We start from the raw sequence: 16821 nt of genomic DNA, 5'->3' as shown, positions 1-16821 counted from the left end.
TCGTTGTCAACCGTTTATTTGCAAGTTTTTCAAAAGTTTTTGAAGCTTGCCGGTGAAAACGACGGTTTAAATAATCCGTTAATTTATCAAGTAAATCAACAACTTATTTAAACCCATCTCAGCGCTCATTGAGTGCTGCAGTGCAGCGTCGCTGTGATGTGGGGGCGCATTTTACAGACCTCAGAATTACCGTCAACACCCTTTTTAAAAAAAACGTCAAAAAAGGCAAATAAATGATAAAACGATTAAAAACGCACCAACACCAAACCAATATCGGTCATGAAGCAACCAATACGGGACGCTAGGCACAAAAAAGGCGCCTGCCGGCGCCTTTTTATTAGATCTCAAAGATCAGATCGTCAGCAGGCAATGTTTCTTCTTACCCACTTTAACCAGGAAGTAGCTGCCAAAGCGTGCATTGGCTTCAGCAAAGATCTCTGCCGCTTTCATGTTGTCTTCCGCACCGTATGCCTGGCCGTTGATAACGACAGCGTTACGCTGCAGCGCATCCTTGATCTGCTTACCGGAGTTCGCCATACCTGCGTCCACCAGCAAAGTAGTCAGCGGCGTCTCAGCCAGTGCGTCACCGTAAGCAGCCTGCAGGTTAGTAGATGGCAGACCATCCTGTGCCAGCTGACGGTAATCATCTTCGCTCAGTGCAGCGGTGTCACCGGAGAACAGCGCCTGCGTAATACGCTCTGCCGCTGCCAGACCGTCTTCACCGTGTACCAGACGGGTAACTTCACGTGCCAGCACGCCCTGCGCTTCCGGACGGCCCTGACGCTGTGCATCTTCTTCGTCGATGCGGTCGATCTCAGCAACCGGCAGGAAAGTGAAGTAACGCAGGAAGCGGTATACATCCGCATCGGCAGTACCCAGCCAGAACTGGTAGAACGCGTATGGAGAAGTCTTACTGGAATCCAGCCAGATGGTGCCGGACTCAGTCTTACCGAACTTGGTACCGTCAGACTTGGTGATCAACGGCAGCGTCAGACCAAATACCTGGTTACCGTTTTTACGACGGCTCAGTTCGATACCACCGGTGATGTTACCCCACTGGTCGGAACCACCAATCTGCAGGGTTACGCCGTGCTCAGCATTCAGCTGCTGGAAGTCGTAAGACTGCAGGATCATGTATGTGAACTCGGTAAAGGAGATACCTTCGCCTTCACGGTCGATACGCTGTTTAACGGACTCTTTAGCAATCATCTGGTTCACAGAGAAGTGCTTACCCACATCACGCAGGAAGGTCAGGACATCAACGTTCTGGGTCCAGTCCAGGTTGTTCACAACTTCAGCACTGTTTTCACCGCTGTCAAAGTTGATGAACTGGCTCACCTGCTTCTTCAGCTTTTCAACCCAACCGGCAACGGTCGCGTCGTCGTTCAGCTTACGCTCCTGCGCTTTAAAGCTCGGGTCACCGATCAGACCGGTCGCACCGCCTACCAATGCAAATGGCTTGTGGCCGTATTCCTGGAAGCGCTTCAGGGTCAGCAGTGGGACCAGACTTCCGATGTGCAAGCTATCTGCAGTTGGGTCGAAGCCACAATAGAGTGACACACTGCCTTCTGCCAGATGTTTTTCCAGTTCCTCTTCGCTGGTCATCTGCGCGACCAGGCCGCGTGCTTGAAGATCTTGTAGCAGAGTCATCTCACTCATGGGGCTTTATTACCTTAACTGTTGTCTGTGCCGATTTAGAAAGGCGCTTATTCTACGACAGCCTTGCGCACAAACAAACATTCAGCTTGTTTTTGCTCAAGTTTTAAACAATCCGACCGACATTTTGTAAAGAAACTGGCATAATTGCGCCAATTTGCTTTCTGAATTAGTTACTACTGGAGCCATTCGTGCTTAAAGAACAGCTCAAACGCTTCAAGGGGAAATTTCCCACGATCCATTTGATAGCTGCCTGTTTGTGCGCTTCTATTCTTGGTCTGACCCTGACGCTACTGCCATCGGAAGAGGTTTCTGCCACACGTGGCGAGGCGCCACTTGCTCTTCCAAAGCAACAACGCTCATCTCAACCGCTGCCGGTGGCACCTGCTGTTCAGGTAGCCAAAGCACCAGCCAGCGCCCCGGTTATTACTGAAGCGTCACTTGTTAATACACAACCCGTTACTGCACCCGTTCAGGAACCTATCAAGCCTGTAGATCCTGAAAAAGAGGAAAACTGGGTTGAATATAAGATCGGCTCCGGCGACACCCTCTCTGCCCTCTTTAAGAAAGCAGGCCTGACATCCCGCGACGTGTACAGCGTAACCAACGCGGCACGCCACAACAAAGGTCTGTCCAAGATTTTCCCAGGCCAAACCATTGCCTTCCTGATTGAAGACGGCGAACTGAAAAAGCTTCGCCTAATCCGCTCCAAGCTGGTGAGCACGCTGGTTGAGAAAACCGAGAATGGCTACGTTTCCCAGATCATCGAGCGCAAGCCAGAGATACAGCACCGGTATGCCAGCGGTGTCATCAACAGCTCTCTGTTTCTGGATGGTGCAAAAGCAGGCCTGTCCAACCGCATGATTATGGAGCTGGCGGGTATCTTCGGCTGGGATGTGGACTTTGTGCTCGACATCCGCAAGGGTGACAGCTTTAGCCTGATCTACGAAGAGCGCTACCTCGACGGCAAGATGATCGGCGAAGGTGATATCGTAGCGGCGCAGTTTACCAACCAGGGCCGTCTGGTGACCGCCCTGCGCTTTACCGATAGCAAGGGCAATAGCAGCTACTACACGCCGGAAGGCCAAAGCATGCGCAAAGCCTTCCTGCGTACACCGGTAGATTTCGCCCGCATCAGCTCCCGTTTCAGCCTGAAACGTAAGCACCCTGTACTAAACCGTATCCGCGCCCACAAAGGTGTGGACTACGCAGCCCGCACCGGCACCCCAATTAAGGCATCGGGCGACGGCAAGATTATCTGGCGTGCGACCAAAGGCGGCTTTGGTCGTGCGGTTATCATTCAGCACGGCAGCGGGATCACCACGCTTTATGCACACATGTCTAAATACCGTAAAGGTCAACGCCGCGGCAGCCGTGTAAAACAGGGTGACATTATCGGTTACGTAGGCCAGTCCGGCCTCGCCAGCGGTCCACACTTGCACTACGAGTTTCGCGTGAACGGCGTGCACAAGAACCCAATGAAAGTGAAGTTTCCGAACGCTGCACCAGTACCTAAGCGCGAACGTCAGGCATTTGATGCGGTTGCAGCCACTCTGCTGACCCAACTGGACAGTTACCGCTCTACTCAGCTGGCAGCGCTGCATCAATGAGTGCGGAGGGTATCTATATCGGACTGATGTCCGGTACCAGCCTGGACGGCATCGACGTGGTTGCCGTCCGTTTCTCTCCTGAATTTGAACTCATCTGCAGTCATAGCTTTGAATTGCCAGAAGAGGTGCGCAGCCAGATCCTTGCCATCTGCTCACCAGGCGACAACGAGATCGACCGTATGGGCCTGCTCGACCAGACCCTGGCAAAGCTGTTTGCCGATGCGGCCCTTGAACTGATCGATAAGCACGGTTTGGACAAAGATGAGATCGCAGCGATCGGCAGTCATGGCCAAACCATCCGCCATCGCCCGGAGTCGGCTTTCACGCTGCAGATCGGCAATCCAAGCCTGATCGCAGAGCACACCGGCATCACTACCGTTGCTGATTTCCGGCCGCGTGATATGGCCGCCGGCGGTGAAGGCGCACCATTGGTGCCTGCGTTTCATAAGGCGCTGTTTCGCTGTACCAACAAGCCTCGCATCATTCTGAATATTGGTGGCATGGCCAATATCACCTGGTTACCGGCCGATTCAAACGAGAAAGTGCTGGGTTATGATACCGGCCCCGGCAATGTGTTGATGGACAGCTGGATCGCTCGCCATCTGAACAAGAACTACGATGCCCACGGCAATTGGGCTGCAACCGGAACGGCAGACGAGCTGCTGGTAAGACAGATGCTGTCCCTGCCCTATTTCAGTCAGCCTGCACCTAAAAGCACCGGCCGCGAGCAATTTAATATGGCGTGGCTGGAGGCAGAGATCGCCCGCTGCAACAGCCCGGTGTCCCATCAGGACATCCAGGCGACGCTACTTGAACTGACAGCCCGCTCCATCGCAGACCAGATTCAACTGTTCAACCGGGACACAAACCCTGAGGTGTATGTATGCGGCGGCGGCAGCCACAACGATACGCTGCTGAACCGTCTGTCCACTCTGCTGCCAGACAACACCATCAAAACCACCCAGGCGCTCAATCTGCACCCGGATTGGGTTGAGGCGGCCGCATTCGGCTGGCTGGCCAAGCAAACCCTGAATAACCTGCCTGGTAACCTTCCCGACGTAACCGGCGCCAAAGGCGAACGTATTCTGGGCGCCATTTACCCGGCGTGATTCACGCACAACCTTTTCAAAAAGAGCTCTGAGATTTCGAATGTCACCCGGGCGGGTGAATGAAGAGCGGGACGGTCGACCGACCATCCCGTTATCTGGATATCAGATGGAGAAGGAGGAACCGCAACCACAGGTTGTAGTCGCGTTCGGGTTGTTGATCACAAACTGTGATCCCGCCAGCCCCTCTTTGTAGTCCACCTCAGCGCCGGCCAGGTACTGGAAGCTCATCGCATCCACGACCATCTCAATGCCGTCACGCTCAATGGTGGTGTCATCTTCAGCAACAGCTTCGTCAAACGTAAAGCCGTAAGAGAAGCCTGCACAACCACCGCCGGTGATGTACACCCGCAGCTTCAGGTTATTGTTCTCTTCCTCCTCAATCAGTGTACGCACCTTGTTAGCCGCAGCCTGGGTGAACACCATTGGAGCTTCTGCATTTGGATCTACTGTTTCAATCATCTTGCAATAACACCTGCTTAGTCAGGCCGACATTATCGGCTTAACCAAGCAATTCAGTCAAGTATTAAAGATGCCTAATTACGGCATCATACCAACCTGCTCCAGACCGGCAGTCTCCGGCAGGCCAAACATGATGTTCATGTTCTGCACCGCCTGACCGGCTGCGCCTTTGACAAGGTTGTCGATTACAGACAGCACCACTACGGTATCTTCGTTACCCGGACGGTGGACGCTGATACGGCACTGGTTAGCCCCTTTCACACTGCGTGTTTCCGGGTGGCTGCCTGCTGGCATCACATCAACAAACGGCTCGTTGGCGTAACGCTCTTCGAACAGTTTCTGCAGATCGTGATCCACCGGATCACGCAGGATGCCGTACAGTGTCGCGTGAATACCACGGATCATCGGTGTCAGGTGCGGCACAAATGTCAGGCCCACCGGACGCTCGGCAGCAGCGCTCAGACCCTGCTTGATCTCTGGCAGGTGACGGTGACCCGGTACCGCGTACGCTTTCATGCTCTCGCTGCTCTCACACAGCAGGGAACCCACGTTGGCACCACGGCCTGCACCGCTCACACCAGACTTGCAGTCAGCGATCAGTCGACGGTGATCGATCAGCTTGTTTTCGATCAGTGGCAGATAACCCAGCTGGGTGGCAGTTGGGTAGCAGCCCGGGCAAGCAATGAGTTGCGCTTCACGGATCTGTTCACGGTTTACTTCCGGCAGACCGTATACCGCAGTAGCTGCCGCTTCCGGTGCAGTGTGCTCCATACCGTACCACTGGGACCATACATCCAGGTCCTTGATACGGAAGTCCGCGCCGAGGTCGATTACCTTCACACCCTTGTCCACCAGCTCCGGCGCCATCTTCATCGCTACACCGTGTGGGGTCGCGAAGAACACCACATCACACTTCGCCAGTGTATCCACATCCGGCACAGTGAACTGCAGATCGTAGCGGCCGCGCAGGTTCGGGTACATGTCAGCGATGCGTACACCCTCTTCAGATCGGGATGTAATCACTTCCACCTTAGCTTCAGGGTGGCTCGCCAAAAGGCGCAACAATTCGACACCGGTATATCCGGTACCGCCTACGATACCTACTTTAACCACAACGACCTCTCATCCATCAGTACCTTAAATTGGGCGTTTATGATACAAAGCGTCAGTCATAATAGCTATAAAACTACGACCATAAGCCCACTCGATGATCAAAGATTTCTTCTCTCTGGAGCATTTTCGCCACCGGTTGGCGCACGTTGACGCCCTGCCACAGCTGGTCATTATCGGCCTGCTATCGGGTATCGCCACCGGTTTACTGATCATCCTGTTTCGTTTGACCGTCGATCTGTCGCAGCAGTTTCTATTGCCCAGTGGATTACCGGAAGACTTCGAATCCCTCGCGCTGAGCGACCGTTTTTTGCTGCCCGCTGCGGGTAGCCTGATCCTGTTTTTTATCCTGTATGGTCTGAGACCCGAACAACGCCGCGTGGGTCCGGTGCATGTACTGGAGCGCATGGGTTACCACCAGGCTCATCTGCCGCTTTCCAACCTGCTGGTGCAGTTCTTTGGCGGCGCCACCTCGCTAATCAGTGGCCATTCCGTTGGCCGTGAAGGCCCGTCGATTCACCTGGGGGCTGGCTGTAGTAGCCTGCTGGGTCAGTGGCTGAAGCTACCGAACAACTCCCTGCGTATTTTGGTCGGTTGCGGTACCGCTGCCGCGATTGCTGCCGCATTTAACACGCCGCTGGCCGGGGTGGTCTTCGCCATGGAAGTGGTGATGCTGGAATACACCGTGATCGGCTTTACCCCAGTGGTCGTGGCCGCCGTGGCTGCCGATATCATGGTGCGCTTCACTCTGGGCAGCGAGATCGATCTGTCAGTACCAAACTTTCAGGTGGAGACCCTGAACGAACTGCCATACATCATGTTTGTCGGCTTCTGCATCGGCTGCCTGGCAGCGGTATTCAACCGCATCATGATCAAAACCCAGAGCTACGGTAAAAAACCGCTGGCGTTGCGCCTGATTGTCGCCACCCTGCTGATCGGCAGTGTGGCCCTGATTTATCCACAGCTGATGGGGGTGGGGTACGACACCCTGACCGCAGCCCTCAACGGTGAACTGGCTCTAGGCCTGCTGATCGGTTTGGCTGTAACCAAACTGATAGTCACCCCGGTAACATTGGGATTAGGTATCCCTGGCGGCCTGATCGGCCCGAGTTTTATGGTGGGTGCGCTGGCAGGTGGTGCGCTGGGCCTGATTGGTGCCCTTATCGCCAACGAACCGGTAGCCCATGTGGGTTTCTACGCCATGCTGGGTATGGGCGCGATGATGGGCGCCCTGCTGAATGCCCCACTGGCGGCACTGATCGCTCTGCTGGAGCTGACCGGCAACCCGAACATTATCCTGCCGGGCATGATTGCTATCGTGGTCAGCAACCTCACCGTGCGCTACCTGTTTGGCTTGCCATCGGTGTTTGTCTCATCGCTGCAAGCACTGGGACTGGACTACCACTACCAGCCGATCACCCAGGCGATGTCGGGTATCGCTGTCAGCAGCCTGATCACCCGGGACTTCCTGTCAGTGCCACAGGTACTTGACCGGAATACCGCCAAAGCCCTGCACCTTGAGGGTAAAAACTGGCTGTTGATTGATGGAGAGAAGCGCTTCCTGCTGGATCCATCCGATCTGCTGACTTATCTGGCACGTAACCCGGATCAGGCCACCATCGACCTGGCCATCATACCGGCACAACACCGGGACCTACTGGAGATCAGCTACCGCGCAACCCTGAGCGAAGCGCTGGACCTGATGAATGAAACCGAACTCGATGCAGTGATCGTCACCGACCTGAATCAGCGCGTATTGGGTATCCTGACCCGCGATCAGATCGAGCAGTCCTACAGGAACAATCTGCGCCAATGAGTAAATATACTTTAGAAGGCCTGTACGCCATCACCGACAGCGTACTGATGCCCAACGACAATGAACTGCTGGACCGTATCGAAGCAGCCCTGCGGGGTGGCACCCGTATCGTGCAGTACCGCGACAAGTCCGATGACGCGACCAAACGCCTGCGCCAGGCTAAAGCCCTGATCGACCTGTGCAACCAGTTCGATGTCCCGCTGCTGATCAACGACGATGCGCATCTGGCCAAAACATCGGGCGCCGCCGGTGTCCATCTGGGTCAGAGCGACGGTTTGCTTACGGAAGCCCGTGAGCTGCTGGGTCAGGACGCCATTATTGGCATTACCTGCCACGACAGCCTCGCTTTTGCCCTGGAAGGTCAGAAAGCCGGTGCAGACTATGTCGCCTATGGGGCGTTCTACGCCTCCAAGACCAAACCCAACGCCAGCCCAGCTCCGCTGAGCCTATTGGCGGAAAGCAAGACACAGATCAAGCTGCCAACAGTGGCGATTGGCGGCATTACCGTGGATAATGCAGCCCAAACACTCGCTGCCGGTGCCGATATGCTGGCCGTTGTTCATTCCCTGCTGGCGGCAGAGGATGTTGAGCAGCAGGCACGCCGGTTCAGCCAACTATTTTCATCTGATTCATAGAGAGAATTCCCACCATGTCTCGATCTGAACAACTCTTTCAGGACGCTCAGAAACACATCCCGGGCGGCGTTAACTCCCCGGTCCGCGCATTTAAAGGCGTGGGCGGTACGCCGGTCTTCTTCAAAAGCGGTAAAGGCGCGTACCTGATCGACGAGGACGGCAAAGAGTACATCGACTACGTGGGTTCCTGGGGTCCGATGATCCTGGGTCACGCACACGAAGGCGTGCTGAACGCGGTACGTGACTCCCTGGACAACGGCCTGGGTTTCGGTGCACCCACCTCCATCGAGATCGAGATGGCAGACAAGGTCTGCGACATCATGCCATCCATGGAGCTGGTACGTATGGTGAGCTCCGGTACCGAAGCCACCATGAGTGCGATCCGTCTGGCACGTGGTTACACCGGCCGTGACAAGATCGTTAAATTCGAAGGCTGCTACCACGGTCACTCCGACTCCCTGCTGGTAAAAGCGGGTTCCGGCATGCTGACTCTGGGTGAGCCAAGCTCTCCGGGTGTACCAGCCTCTCTGGCGGAACACACCATCACCCTGAACTACAACGACATCGATAGCGTACGCACTGCATTCGAAGAAGTAGGTGATCAGATCGCATGTATCATCGTTGAGCCGGTAGCGGGCAACATGAACTGCATCCCACCGGTGCCGGGCTTCCTGGAAGGCCTGCGTGAAGTCTGCGACCAGTACGGTTCGGTGCTGATCCTGGACGAGGTGATGACCGGTTTCCGTGTTGCCCTGGGCGGCGCACAGTCCGTGTACAACGTAAAACCTGACCTGACCACCCTGGGTAAAGTGATCGGCGGCGGTCTGCCGGTTGGCGCCTTCGGCGGTAAGCGCGAGATCATGGAATGCATCGCACCACTGGGTGCGGTTTACCAGGCGGGCACCCTGTCCGGTAACCCACTGGCGATGGCAGCCGGTCTGACCATGCTGAACGAAATCTCCAAACCGGGCTTCTACGAGCAGCTGTCCGCCAAAGTAGAATTCCTGACCGAAGGCCTGCAGGCTGCGGCGATGGCCAACGGCATCCCGTTCACGACCAGCCGTGTGGGCGGTATGTTTGGTCTGTTCTTCACCGAACAGGAGACGGTTACCAGCTTCGCTGAATCCATGAAGTGTGACGCAGACCGCTTCTCCAAGTTCTTCCACGGCATGATGGAGCAGGGTATCTACCTGGCACCGTCTGCATTTGAGGCGGGCTTTGTTTCTGCGGCACACAGCCAGGCAGACATCGAAGCGACTATCGCTGCCGCTGACAAGGTCTTCGCGTCTCTGAAATGAGCCCGTTGATCATCGGTAATATCGCACTGCTGATCTGCGCCCTGTACCTTGCCGGGCGCAGCTACCGCCTGGGTAGCGAGCAGTACACCTCCGGTTTCACCATCAGCCTGTCGGCCGCGTTCCTGGCGGCGTCTGCCGTTGCCAGTATCCTGCTTACCGGCAGCGGTGATCAGGACCAGCAAACCCTGCTACGCATGCTGAACAACCTGGGTTACTACGCTGCGGTGCCACTGATCGCCAGCGCCATGGTGGCGGATGCGATCGGCCAGAACTGGTCCAAACCTGCCTGGGGACGCTGGTTACTGGTGTTGCTGGCACTGTTCGAACTGACCCGCCGTGCCCAGTATGGACTGGAATACAGCCAGATCATGGCGGTACTGGTGGCCGCCTCCATGCTGTTCGCGGCGATCCGTTTCAGCAATGCCCTGACACGACTGGCCAGCCTTGTCGCTGCAGCCTCCATCGCTGCCGCTGCTTTGCTGTTCAGCCCGGTGACCCTGATGCCGGAATACCAGAGCGCCCTGCTCTACCCACTGGCACTAGGCCTGATGCTGCTCGCCAGCAGCCAGGTACTGCCAAAACAGGCGTGATATCAGGGAGGTTATGATGGCCTCCCTACTTTCTCTTTCTTCCCCCTCACACCGCATCTCTGAGCAAACTTAGCCAATATCAAGGCAGCCCTTCACCGGCTCTCTAAGATCTCAGGTTCCAGCCTTAAGGAACAAATAGATGGAGACGGCTCTAACCGACCCACTTACCGCGGACACCTATCAGCAGAAGAAACCCTTGCCGGGCGACCTGGCGATGTGGATGTTTATCGCCGCCGAGTTATTAGTTTTTGCTCTGCTGTTCCTACTCTTCAGCGTACTGCGTGTCAGCAACGCCGATCTGTTTACCGCCGGTCAACAGACGCTGCATCCGGAAGCCGGGCTGATCAACACCCTCGCCCTGCTGACCGCCAGCTGGCTGGTCGTCCAGGCAGTTATCCACAACCGAAAAAACTCTCCCAAGAAAGCTGCGCTGTGGATGTTTGCAGCCATTCTTGCGGCGTCGGTGTATGTGGGTGTGAAGTGCTGGGAGTACTGGCAGCTGGGCAGTGCCGGTTACGAACTGGACAGCAACGCATTTTACACCGGGTACTTTCTGATTACCGGTTTCCACCTGCTGCATGTATTGCTGGGTATGGTGATTCTGCTGTTTCTGGTGGTGAAGTTGCTAAGGGGAGGATACCCGGAGGGACAACGTAGCGGGCTGGAGAGTGGCGCCTGTTACTGGCATATGGTGGATCTGGTCTGGGTCCTGTTGTTTCCACTGATCTACGTGATTCGCTGATGAAAAACACCCATCTGATCTGGCTGCTATTGATCGCTACCACCCTGGCCAGTTTTGCCCTGGCTGAAGATTCAATCCAACCCTGGGTGATCGGCCTGATTCTGGTGCTGACCAGTCTCAAAGGCGCCCTGATTATCGACAGCTTTATGGAGCTGCACGGCGTCCATCATCTGGTGCGCCGTGCGATGCATCTTTATTGCCCGGTATTGGCAATCATGATCTGGGGCATTCTGCAGTTCCAGTAACAGCCCTCAGTGGCCAAACTCGCGCAGGCCCTGCACATCATGCACATCGATATGCCCGCCCTTCACGCTGATCAACCCCTGCTGCTTCATCTCCTTGATCAGGCGGGAGAAGGTTTCCGGTTGCATCGCCAGCTGCGAAGCGATCAGTTGCTTAGCCATCGGCAATTCGATCGCACCTGTGGTGGCCGCCGGATCGGGCAACAGACCAAACAGGTAGTTGGCCAGGCGGTGGCGGGTATTCTGCAGGGTCAGAATCTCAATCTCGTTAATGCGGCGGTGCAACTTCATCGCCATATTACCCATCACCCCCAAAGCACACTCAGGTGTCGCCAGGATCATCTCCTTATAGCGCTGGCTGGGGATCGCAATCACCTCCGCTTTACCCATCGCTTCGGCATTAAGCGGGTAGGCTTTCTGCTGCAGGAACATCAAGGCTTCGGCAAAGGCTTCACCCTGCCGGATCACCTCGATCACCTTGGTCAGGCCATCCGGCGAAACCCGGAACAGCTTGATGGTGCCGGACAGCACCAGATAGAACTGCTGCGCATCCGCCCCCTGGTGAAACAGCGGCGCTTCGTTATCCAGCTTCACCAGTCGGCACAACTGCACCAGTTGCTCCAGATCGTGCTCCGGCAACGAACTGAACAGGTGGTGTTTGCGCAATGCGCTCTTCATCGGACTGCCACCGACCAGTAGGTTGTTATCAACTGTGCTCATAGGGTTTGCCTCCAGATCTCCCTGCGCCAACTGTCTTTCAGTGTAGGTTTTAATACATCTTATTGGGCGGACAGGCACATTAGCATGCCCACCCCAAAAAGATGTATTAAAAATATTTCTTTTTATTCGAAATTGACTTTCCTCAAGTCTCCACCGGGGTCCATTCCCGACAATATCCCTCGGTTATTCACTTTTCTTGTGAGCCGGGATACGGAGCCTGACCATGAACGAAACTTTCACCAAATCCATGGCCCGGAACATCTTCTATGGAGGCAGCCTGTTCTTCATATTGGTGTTCATCGGCCTGACCTTCCATACGGAACGGGTCCTGCCCGAGCGCGACCACCGGGAGAACATCACCCCGGAAGTTGTGCTGGGTAAAAAAGTCTGGGAAGAGAACAACTGTGTGGGTTGTCACTCGATACTGGGCGAAGGTGCGTATTTCGCACCGGAGCTGGGCAATGTCTACCAGCGCTTTGGCAACAGTACCGATGCGATCAAGTGGTTTATCAAGAGCCGCCCGGTAGAGGGTGTTCCTGGTCGCCGCAGCATGCCGCAGTTCAACCTCACCGAGGAGGAGCTGGAAGCCGTTGCCCAGTTCCTGAAATGGACCTCGGAAATCAATACCAGCAACTGGCCGCCTAATATTCAGGGCTAAGGAGACCGATCATGAAATTCCAGTCTCAATCTGTAGCAATGCCCTACTTTATCGCGGCATTGGGTCTCTTCGTAGGCCAGATCATCTTCGGCCTGATCATGGGCCTGCAATACGTCGTCGGCGACTTTATGTTTCCGGAGCTCCCCTTCAACATCGCGCGTATGGTGCACACCAACCTGCTGATCGTCTGGTTGCTGTTCGGCTTTATGGGGGCCGCTTACTACCTGGTACCTGAAGAGGCGGAAACCGAGCTGTACAGCACAAAACTGGCGTGGGCCCTGTTCTGGATCTTCCTGATCGCCGGTGCCCTGACCATCGTGGGTTACCTGGCCGTGCCGTACGCCCGTCTGGCGGAGCTGACCGGTAACGACCTGCTGCCAACCATGGGGCGTGAGTTCCTTGAGCAGCCCACCATCACCAAGGCGGGTATCGTAGTCGTCGCACTGGGCTTCCTGTTCAACTTAGGGATGACCGTGCTGAAAGGCCGCAAAACCGTCATCAACACCGTGTTGATGATCGGCCTGGTGGGTCTGGCAGTAATGTTCCTGTTCTCCTTCTACAACCCTGAGAACCTGGTACGCGACAAGTTCTACTGGTGGTACGTGGTACACCTCTGGGTAGAAGGCGTATGGGAGCTGATCCTGGGTGCGATCCTGGCCTTCGTATTGATCAAAACCACCGGTGTCGACCGCGAAGTGATCGAGAAGTGGTTGTACATGATCATCGCCATGGCCCTGATCACCGGCATCCTGGGTACCGGTCACCACTTCTACTGGATCGGTACCCCGGAATACTGGCAGTGGCTGGGTTCCATCTTCTCCGCCCTGGAACCAATTCCGTTCTTCATGATGACCCTGTTCGCCTTCAACATGGTGAACAAGCGTCGCCGTGAGCACCCGAACAAGGCTGCAGTCCTATGGGCAATGGGTACCGGCGTAATGGCGTTCCTCGGCGCAGGCGTGTGGGGCTTCCTGCACACCCTGGCACCGGTGAACTACTACACCCACGGCACCCAAATCACCGCATCCCACGGCCATATGGCGTTCTACGGTGCCTACGCGATGATCGTAATGAGCATCATCTCCTACGCCGTACCGCAGATGCGCGGCCGCGTGGCCAACAGCAACAAGGCACAGGTTGTAGAGATGTGGGGCTTCTGGCTGATGACCGTTTCCATGGTATTCATCACCCTGTTCCTGACCGGCGCCGGCATCCTGCAGGTGTGGATGCAGCGCTACACCGACATGCCAATGCCGTTCATGACAGTACAGGACAAGATCGCCATCTTCTACTGGCTGCGTGAAGTGGCGGGTGTGACCTTCATGGCCGGCCTGGTGGTCTACCTGTGGAGCTTCTTTGTCGGCAACGACCAGGATGCGACCGAAGACTTCGCCAAAGCGATGAGCAAACAGCGCGACCTGGAAACAGCCACCGCTGAGTAATGCCCTACCCACCCACCTCACGGTGGGTGGGTCCTCCCCTGGAGATCGAGCATCATGCAACAGAGCAACACCGTTTCAATCAACCCCGACGAGCAGCTGCCATTCTACGTGCCCCAACACAACGAAGTAGAGCTGTTCGAGCACGCTTACAGCCACCAGCTACCAGTGCTGATCAAAGGCCCCACCGGCTGCGGTAAGACCCGCTTTGTCAGCCATATGGCCGAGAAGCTGGGCCTGCCCCTCTACACTGTCGCCTGTCACGATGACCTGACTGCATCCGACTTGGTGGGGCGCTACCTGATCGGCGACGGCACCACCCAATGGCACGACGGCCCACTCACCCGTGCCGTGCGTGAAGGGGGAATCTGCTATCTCGATGAAGTGGTGGAAGCGCGCAAAGACACCACCGTGGTGATCCACCCGCTGACCGACGACCGACGCATCCTTCCGCTGGATCGCACCGGCGAAGTCCTGCAGGCACCGAAGAATTTTATGCTGGTTGTCTCCTACAACCCGGGTTACCAGAACCTGATGAAAGGCCTGAAACCCAGCACCCGCCAGCGTTTTATCTCCATGAGCTTCAACTACCTGTCACCGCAGGAGGAGCTGCAGGTACTGCAGGCGGAAACCGGGCTCGACCAGTTGCTCTGCCAACGCCTGATCCGGCTCGCCAGCGGCCTGCGCAACCTGAAGGATATGGATCTGGAGGAAGGTGCCAGTACCCGCTTGCTGGTCTACACCGCCACCCTGATCAAAGCCGGCTTCGATCCGGTGGAAGCCTGCCGTGCCGGTCTGGTGGAATCCCTGACCGACGACGAAGACACCATCAGTGCGCTGATGGAAGTCGTGCGCGCCAACTTCAACAGCTAAGCCCGAGCCGGAGAGACACCCGATGGAAGAACAGGTTGGCCAGTTTTGGGACCGCCTAATCACCCGCGTTGCCGATCCCAATCATCGCCACGAAGGCGCCAAATTGAGCGAGCTGCGCAAACCCCTGGCGGTGTTCTTCCGTACTTTGGGCGGAGAACCCGGCCTCTCTATGCGCGCCTCTAGTGAGACCAACAACCAGAGCCGTCGCAGTTGGCTGCAACGGCTGGCTGGCAGCCACCAGCGTATCGCCCTGGCCTGGCGGGACGAAGATACCCTCTGCCTGCCGGAAGCGCTCAATGTTTATCCACAGGCTCAGCTCAACCGCGATTTGTACTACTGGCTCGCCGCCCTGGCCTGTGCACCGGCATACAGCGAAGTCAACTGGATCCAGCGCAGCCAGCAACAGACCCTGTGGGTGCTGGAGCAGTATCCCGGCCTTAAGAGTCGCTACCGTACGCTGGTCGACGCGCTGCTGCCGTTGCGGCCACACCTGAAGGGCAACGAGCGAGAGGTCGAAACCCTGCTCCAACAGGCGCTGACCGATCCCGGCACGGTTGAAGATTTGCCAACGTGCCGTACCGAGCCAACACCCGTCCCCCTCTGGTTACACCCCTGCCCGCCTATTAGCGCCCCTGCTAAGGTTGCTGCGGCAATGCCGGAAGATGAGCAGTCCAACCGTGGCGGGCAGAGCGAAGACAGCAAACAGCAGAAAAAACGCCGCGCCGAACGCAGCGAGATGCCGGAGGATAAAGGCGGCCTGCTGGCTCTGCGGTACGAGACCAGCCTGTTCAGCCTGGCGGAGATGGTGAAGGTCAACCGTGAAACCGCGGACGAAGAGGATCTCAGTCAGGCCGACGCCAATGCCGACGACCTGGAAAAGCTGACCATCGCCCGCGACAACCAAACCATCGCCAAGCGCATCCGTTTCGATCTGGACCTACCGTCCGAGGCGGAGGACGATCTGATCCTCGACGGCCCGATCCTGCTGCCGGAGTACGACTACCGCAAACAGCAACTGATCGACGACTACTGCCAGGTGATTCCGATGCAGGCCCAGGACAGTGAACCCTGTGACCTGCCCGACCACCTGCGTCACGGTGCCCAACGCCTGCGTCGCCAGTTCCAGTCCCTACGCCCCCACAGCCAGTGGTTACGCCAGCAACCGGACGGTGCCGAATTGGATCTCGAAGCCTACAGCCACTTCCAGGCGCAACGCGCGGCCGGCCATCTGGTGGCCGAACCGAATCTCTACGCGGACCTGCGCCAGACCCATCGTGACCTGGCCTGCCTGCTGCTGGCCGACCTGTCGCTGTCCACCGATGCCTGGGTGGCACAACAGGCGCGGGTGATCGACATTATCCGTGACAGCCTGATGCTGTTTGGCGAAACCCTGCAGCAAACCGGGGACCGGTTTGCCATCTGCGGCTTCTCCTCCCGCTACCGCAACCACGTGCGCTTCCACACCCTGAAGGGGTTTGACCAGACGTACGGGCGCAAGGTACGTGGCCAGCTCAACGCGATTAAGCCGGGGTATTACACCCGCATGGGCGCTGCAATACGCAGAGCAACACAGGTGCTGAGCGAACAGCCCAACCAGCAAAAACTGCTGCTGATCCTGACGGACGGTAAACCCAACGATCTGGATAAGTACGAGGGACGTTACGGAATCGAGGATACGCGGGAAGCAATTCGGGAAGCCCGGCGTGCCGGACTGATCCCGTTCTGCATCACCATCGATAATGAGGGGGAGGAATATCTGCCCTATCTGTTCGGGCGTAGTCATTACACCCTGATCCGCCGCGCCACCGAACTGCCGGGAAAACTACCCCAGCTTTACGCTCGCCTGACACGGCTTTCTTCATAA

16 protein-coding genes are annotated in these 16821 nt (G+C 56.6%); 12 read left to right on the top strand and 4 right to left on the bottom strand.

Annotation, left to right across the window (positions count from 1 at the left end):
• Positions 1 to 351: 351 nt before the first annotated feature.
• Positions 352 to 1659: a tyrosine--tRNA ligase gene (gene tyrS / locus ACEQ15_RS10655; RefSeq protein WP_370279168.1), complete on the bottom strand. Its 1308-nt coding sequence runs from the start codon at positions 1657 to 1659 to the stop codon at positions 352 to 354.
• Positions 1660 to 1847: 188 nt separating this feature from the next.
• Between tyrS and ACEQ15_RS10650 the strand changes: the two genes are divergently transcribed.
• Together ACEQ15_RS10650 and ACEQ15_RS10645 are read left to right on the top strand one after the other, a co-directional pair.
• Positions 1848 to 3266 carry an OapA family protein gene (locus ACEQ15_RS10650; protein WP_370279167.1) on the top strand — a complete coding sequence of 473 codons (1419 nt, stop codon included), beginning with the start codon at positions 1848 to 1850 and terminating at the stop codon, positions 3264 to 3266.
• On the top strand, positions 3263 to 4375 hold the full coding sequence (locus ACEQ15_RS10645; RefSeq protein WP_370279166.1) for an anhydro-N-acetylmuramic acid kinase: 1113 nt from the start codon (positions 3263 to 3265) through the stop codon (positions 4373 to 4375). The genes ACEQ15_RS10650 and ACEQ15_RS10645 overlap by 4 nt, the downstream gene beginning before the upstream one ends.
• Before the next feature lie 102 nt (positions 4376 to 4477).
• Here ACEQ15_RS10645 and erpA read toward each other — a convergent pair whose 3' ends face one another.
• Together erpA and argC are read right to left on the bottom strand one after the other, a co-directional pair.
• Positions 4478 to 4834, bottom strand: coding sequence for an iron-sulfur cluster insertion protein ErpA (gene erpA, locus ACEQ15_RS10640; protein WP_282354686.1), 357 nt, complete (start codon positions 4832 to 4834; stop codon positions 4478 to 4480).
• A gap of 78 nt (positions 4835 to 4912) precedes the next feature.
• Positions 4913 to 5947: an N-acetyl-gamma-glutamyl-phosphate reductase gene (gene argC / locus ACEQ15_RS10635; RefSeq protein WP_370279165.1), complete on the bottom strand. Its 1035-nt coding sequence runs from the start codon at positions 5945 to 5947 to the stop codon at positions 4913 to 4915.
• A gap of 94 nt (positions 5948 to 6041) precedes the next feature.
• Here argC and ACEQ15_RS10630 point away from each other — a divergent pair, with 94 nt between their 5' ends.
• The 6 genes from ACEQ15_RS10630 to ACEQ15_RS10605 all read left to right on the top strand — a co-directional run bounded on the left by ACEQ15_RS10630 (position 6042) and on the right by ACEQ15_RS10605 (position 11270).
• On the top strand, positions 6042 to 7760 hold the full coding sequence (locus ACEQ15_RS10630) for a chloride channel protein (RefSeq protein WP_370279164.1): 1719 nt from the start codon (positions 6042 to 6044) through the stop codon (positions 7758 to 7760).
• Positions 7757 to 8395 (top strand): thiamine phosphate synthase, encoded by a 639-nt coding sequence (gene thiE / locus ACEQ15_RS10625; RefSeq protein WP_370279163.1) that lies wholly within the window; start codon positions 7757 to 7759, stop codon positions 8393 to 8395. The genes ACEQ15_RS10630 and thiE overlap by 4 nt, the downstream gene beginning before the upstream one ends.
• 14 nt (positions 8396 to 8409) lie before the next feature.
• On the top strand, positions 8410 to 9693 hold the full coding sequence (gene hemL, locus ACEQ15_RS10620) for a glutamate-1-semialdehyde 2,1-aminomutase (protein ID WP_370279162.1): 1284 nt from the start codon (positions 8410 to 8412) through the stop codon (positions 9691 to 9693).
• Entirely contained in the window at positions 9690 to 10283 is a 594-nt protein-coding gene (locus ACEQ15_RS10615; RefSeq protein ID WP_370279161.1) for a hypothetical protein, read from the top strand. Before hemL ends, ACEQ15_RS10615 begins: the two co-directional genes overlap by 4 nt.
• A gap of 139 nt (positions 10284 to 10422) precedes the next feature.
• Positions 10423 to 11025 (top strand): cytochrome c oxidase subunit 3, encoded by a 603-nt coding sequence (locus tag ACEQ15_RS10610; RefSeq protein ID WP_370279160.1) that lies wholly within the window; start codon positions 10423 to 10425, stop codon positions 11023 to 11025.
• Positions 11025 to 11270, top strand: coding sequence for a cytochrome C oxidase subunit IV family protein (locus ACEQ15_RS10605; protein WP_370279159.1), 246 nt, complete (start codon positions 11025 to 11027; stop codon positions 11268 to 11270). The genes ACEQ15_RS10610 and ACEQ15_RS10605 overlap by 1 nt, the downstream gene beginning before the upstream one ends.
• A gap of 6 nt (positions 11271 to 11276) precedes the next feature.
• Here ACEQ15_RS10605 and ACEQ15_RS10600 read toward each other — a convergent pair whose 3' ends face one another.
• A complete protein-coding gene (locus ACEQ15_RS10600) occupies positions 11277 to 11987 on the bottom strand; it encodes a Crp/Fnr family transcriptional regulator (RefSeq protein ID WP_370279158.1) in 711 nt (236 codons plus the stop codon).
• Positions 11988 to 12210: 223 nt separating this feature from the next.
• Here ACEQ15_RS10600 and ACEQ15_RS10595 point away from each other — a divergent pair, with 223 nt between their 5' ends.
• From ACEQ15_RS10595 to ACEQ15_RS10580, 4 genes are read left to right on the top strand one after another with little or no spacing between them, the layout of a single operon-like run.
• Positions 12211 to 12645, top strand: a complete 435-nt coding sequence (locus ACEQ15_RS10595) for a cytochrome c (protein WP_370279157.1) — start codon at positions 12211 to 12213, stop codon at positions 12643 to 12645.
• A gap of 11 nt (positions 12646 to 12656) precedes the next feature.
• Positions 12657 to 14087 (top strand): cbb3-type cytochrome c oxidase subunit I, encoded by a 1431-nt coding sequence (locus tag ACEQ15_RS10590; RefSeq protein ID WP_370279156.1) that lies wholly within the window; start codon positions 12657 to 12659, stop codon positions 14085 to 14087.
• A gap of 54 nt (positions 14088 to 14141) precedes the next feature.
• The gene (locus ACEQ15_RS10585; RefSeq protein WP_370279155.1) at positions 14142 to 14957 is read left to right on the top strand and encodes a CbbQ/NirQ/NorQ/GpvN family protein; all 816 of its coding nucleotides are present in this window, start codon (positions 14142 to 14144) and stop codon (positions 14955 to 14957) included.
• 22 nt (positions 14958 to 14979) lie between these two features.
• Positions 14980 to 16821, top strand: coding sequence for a VWA domain-containing protein (locus ACEQ15_RS10580; protein WP_370279154.1), 1842 nt, complete (start codon positions 14980 to 14982; stop codon positions 16819 to 16821).

The organism is Pontibacterium sp. (assembly GCF_964228735.1).
Lineage (GTDB): Bacteria > Pseudomonadota > Gammaproteobacteria > Pseudomonadales > Balneatricaceae > Pontibacterium.
Note: the sequence above shows the minus strand (reverse complement) of the source record. Positions and strands in the feature narration are given on the sequence as shown.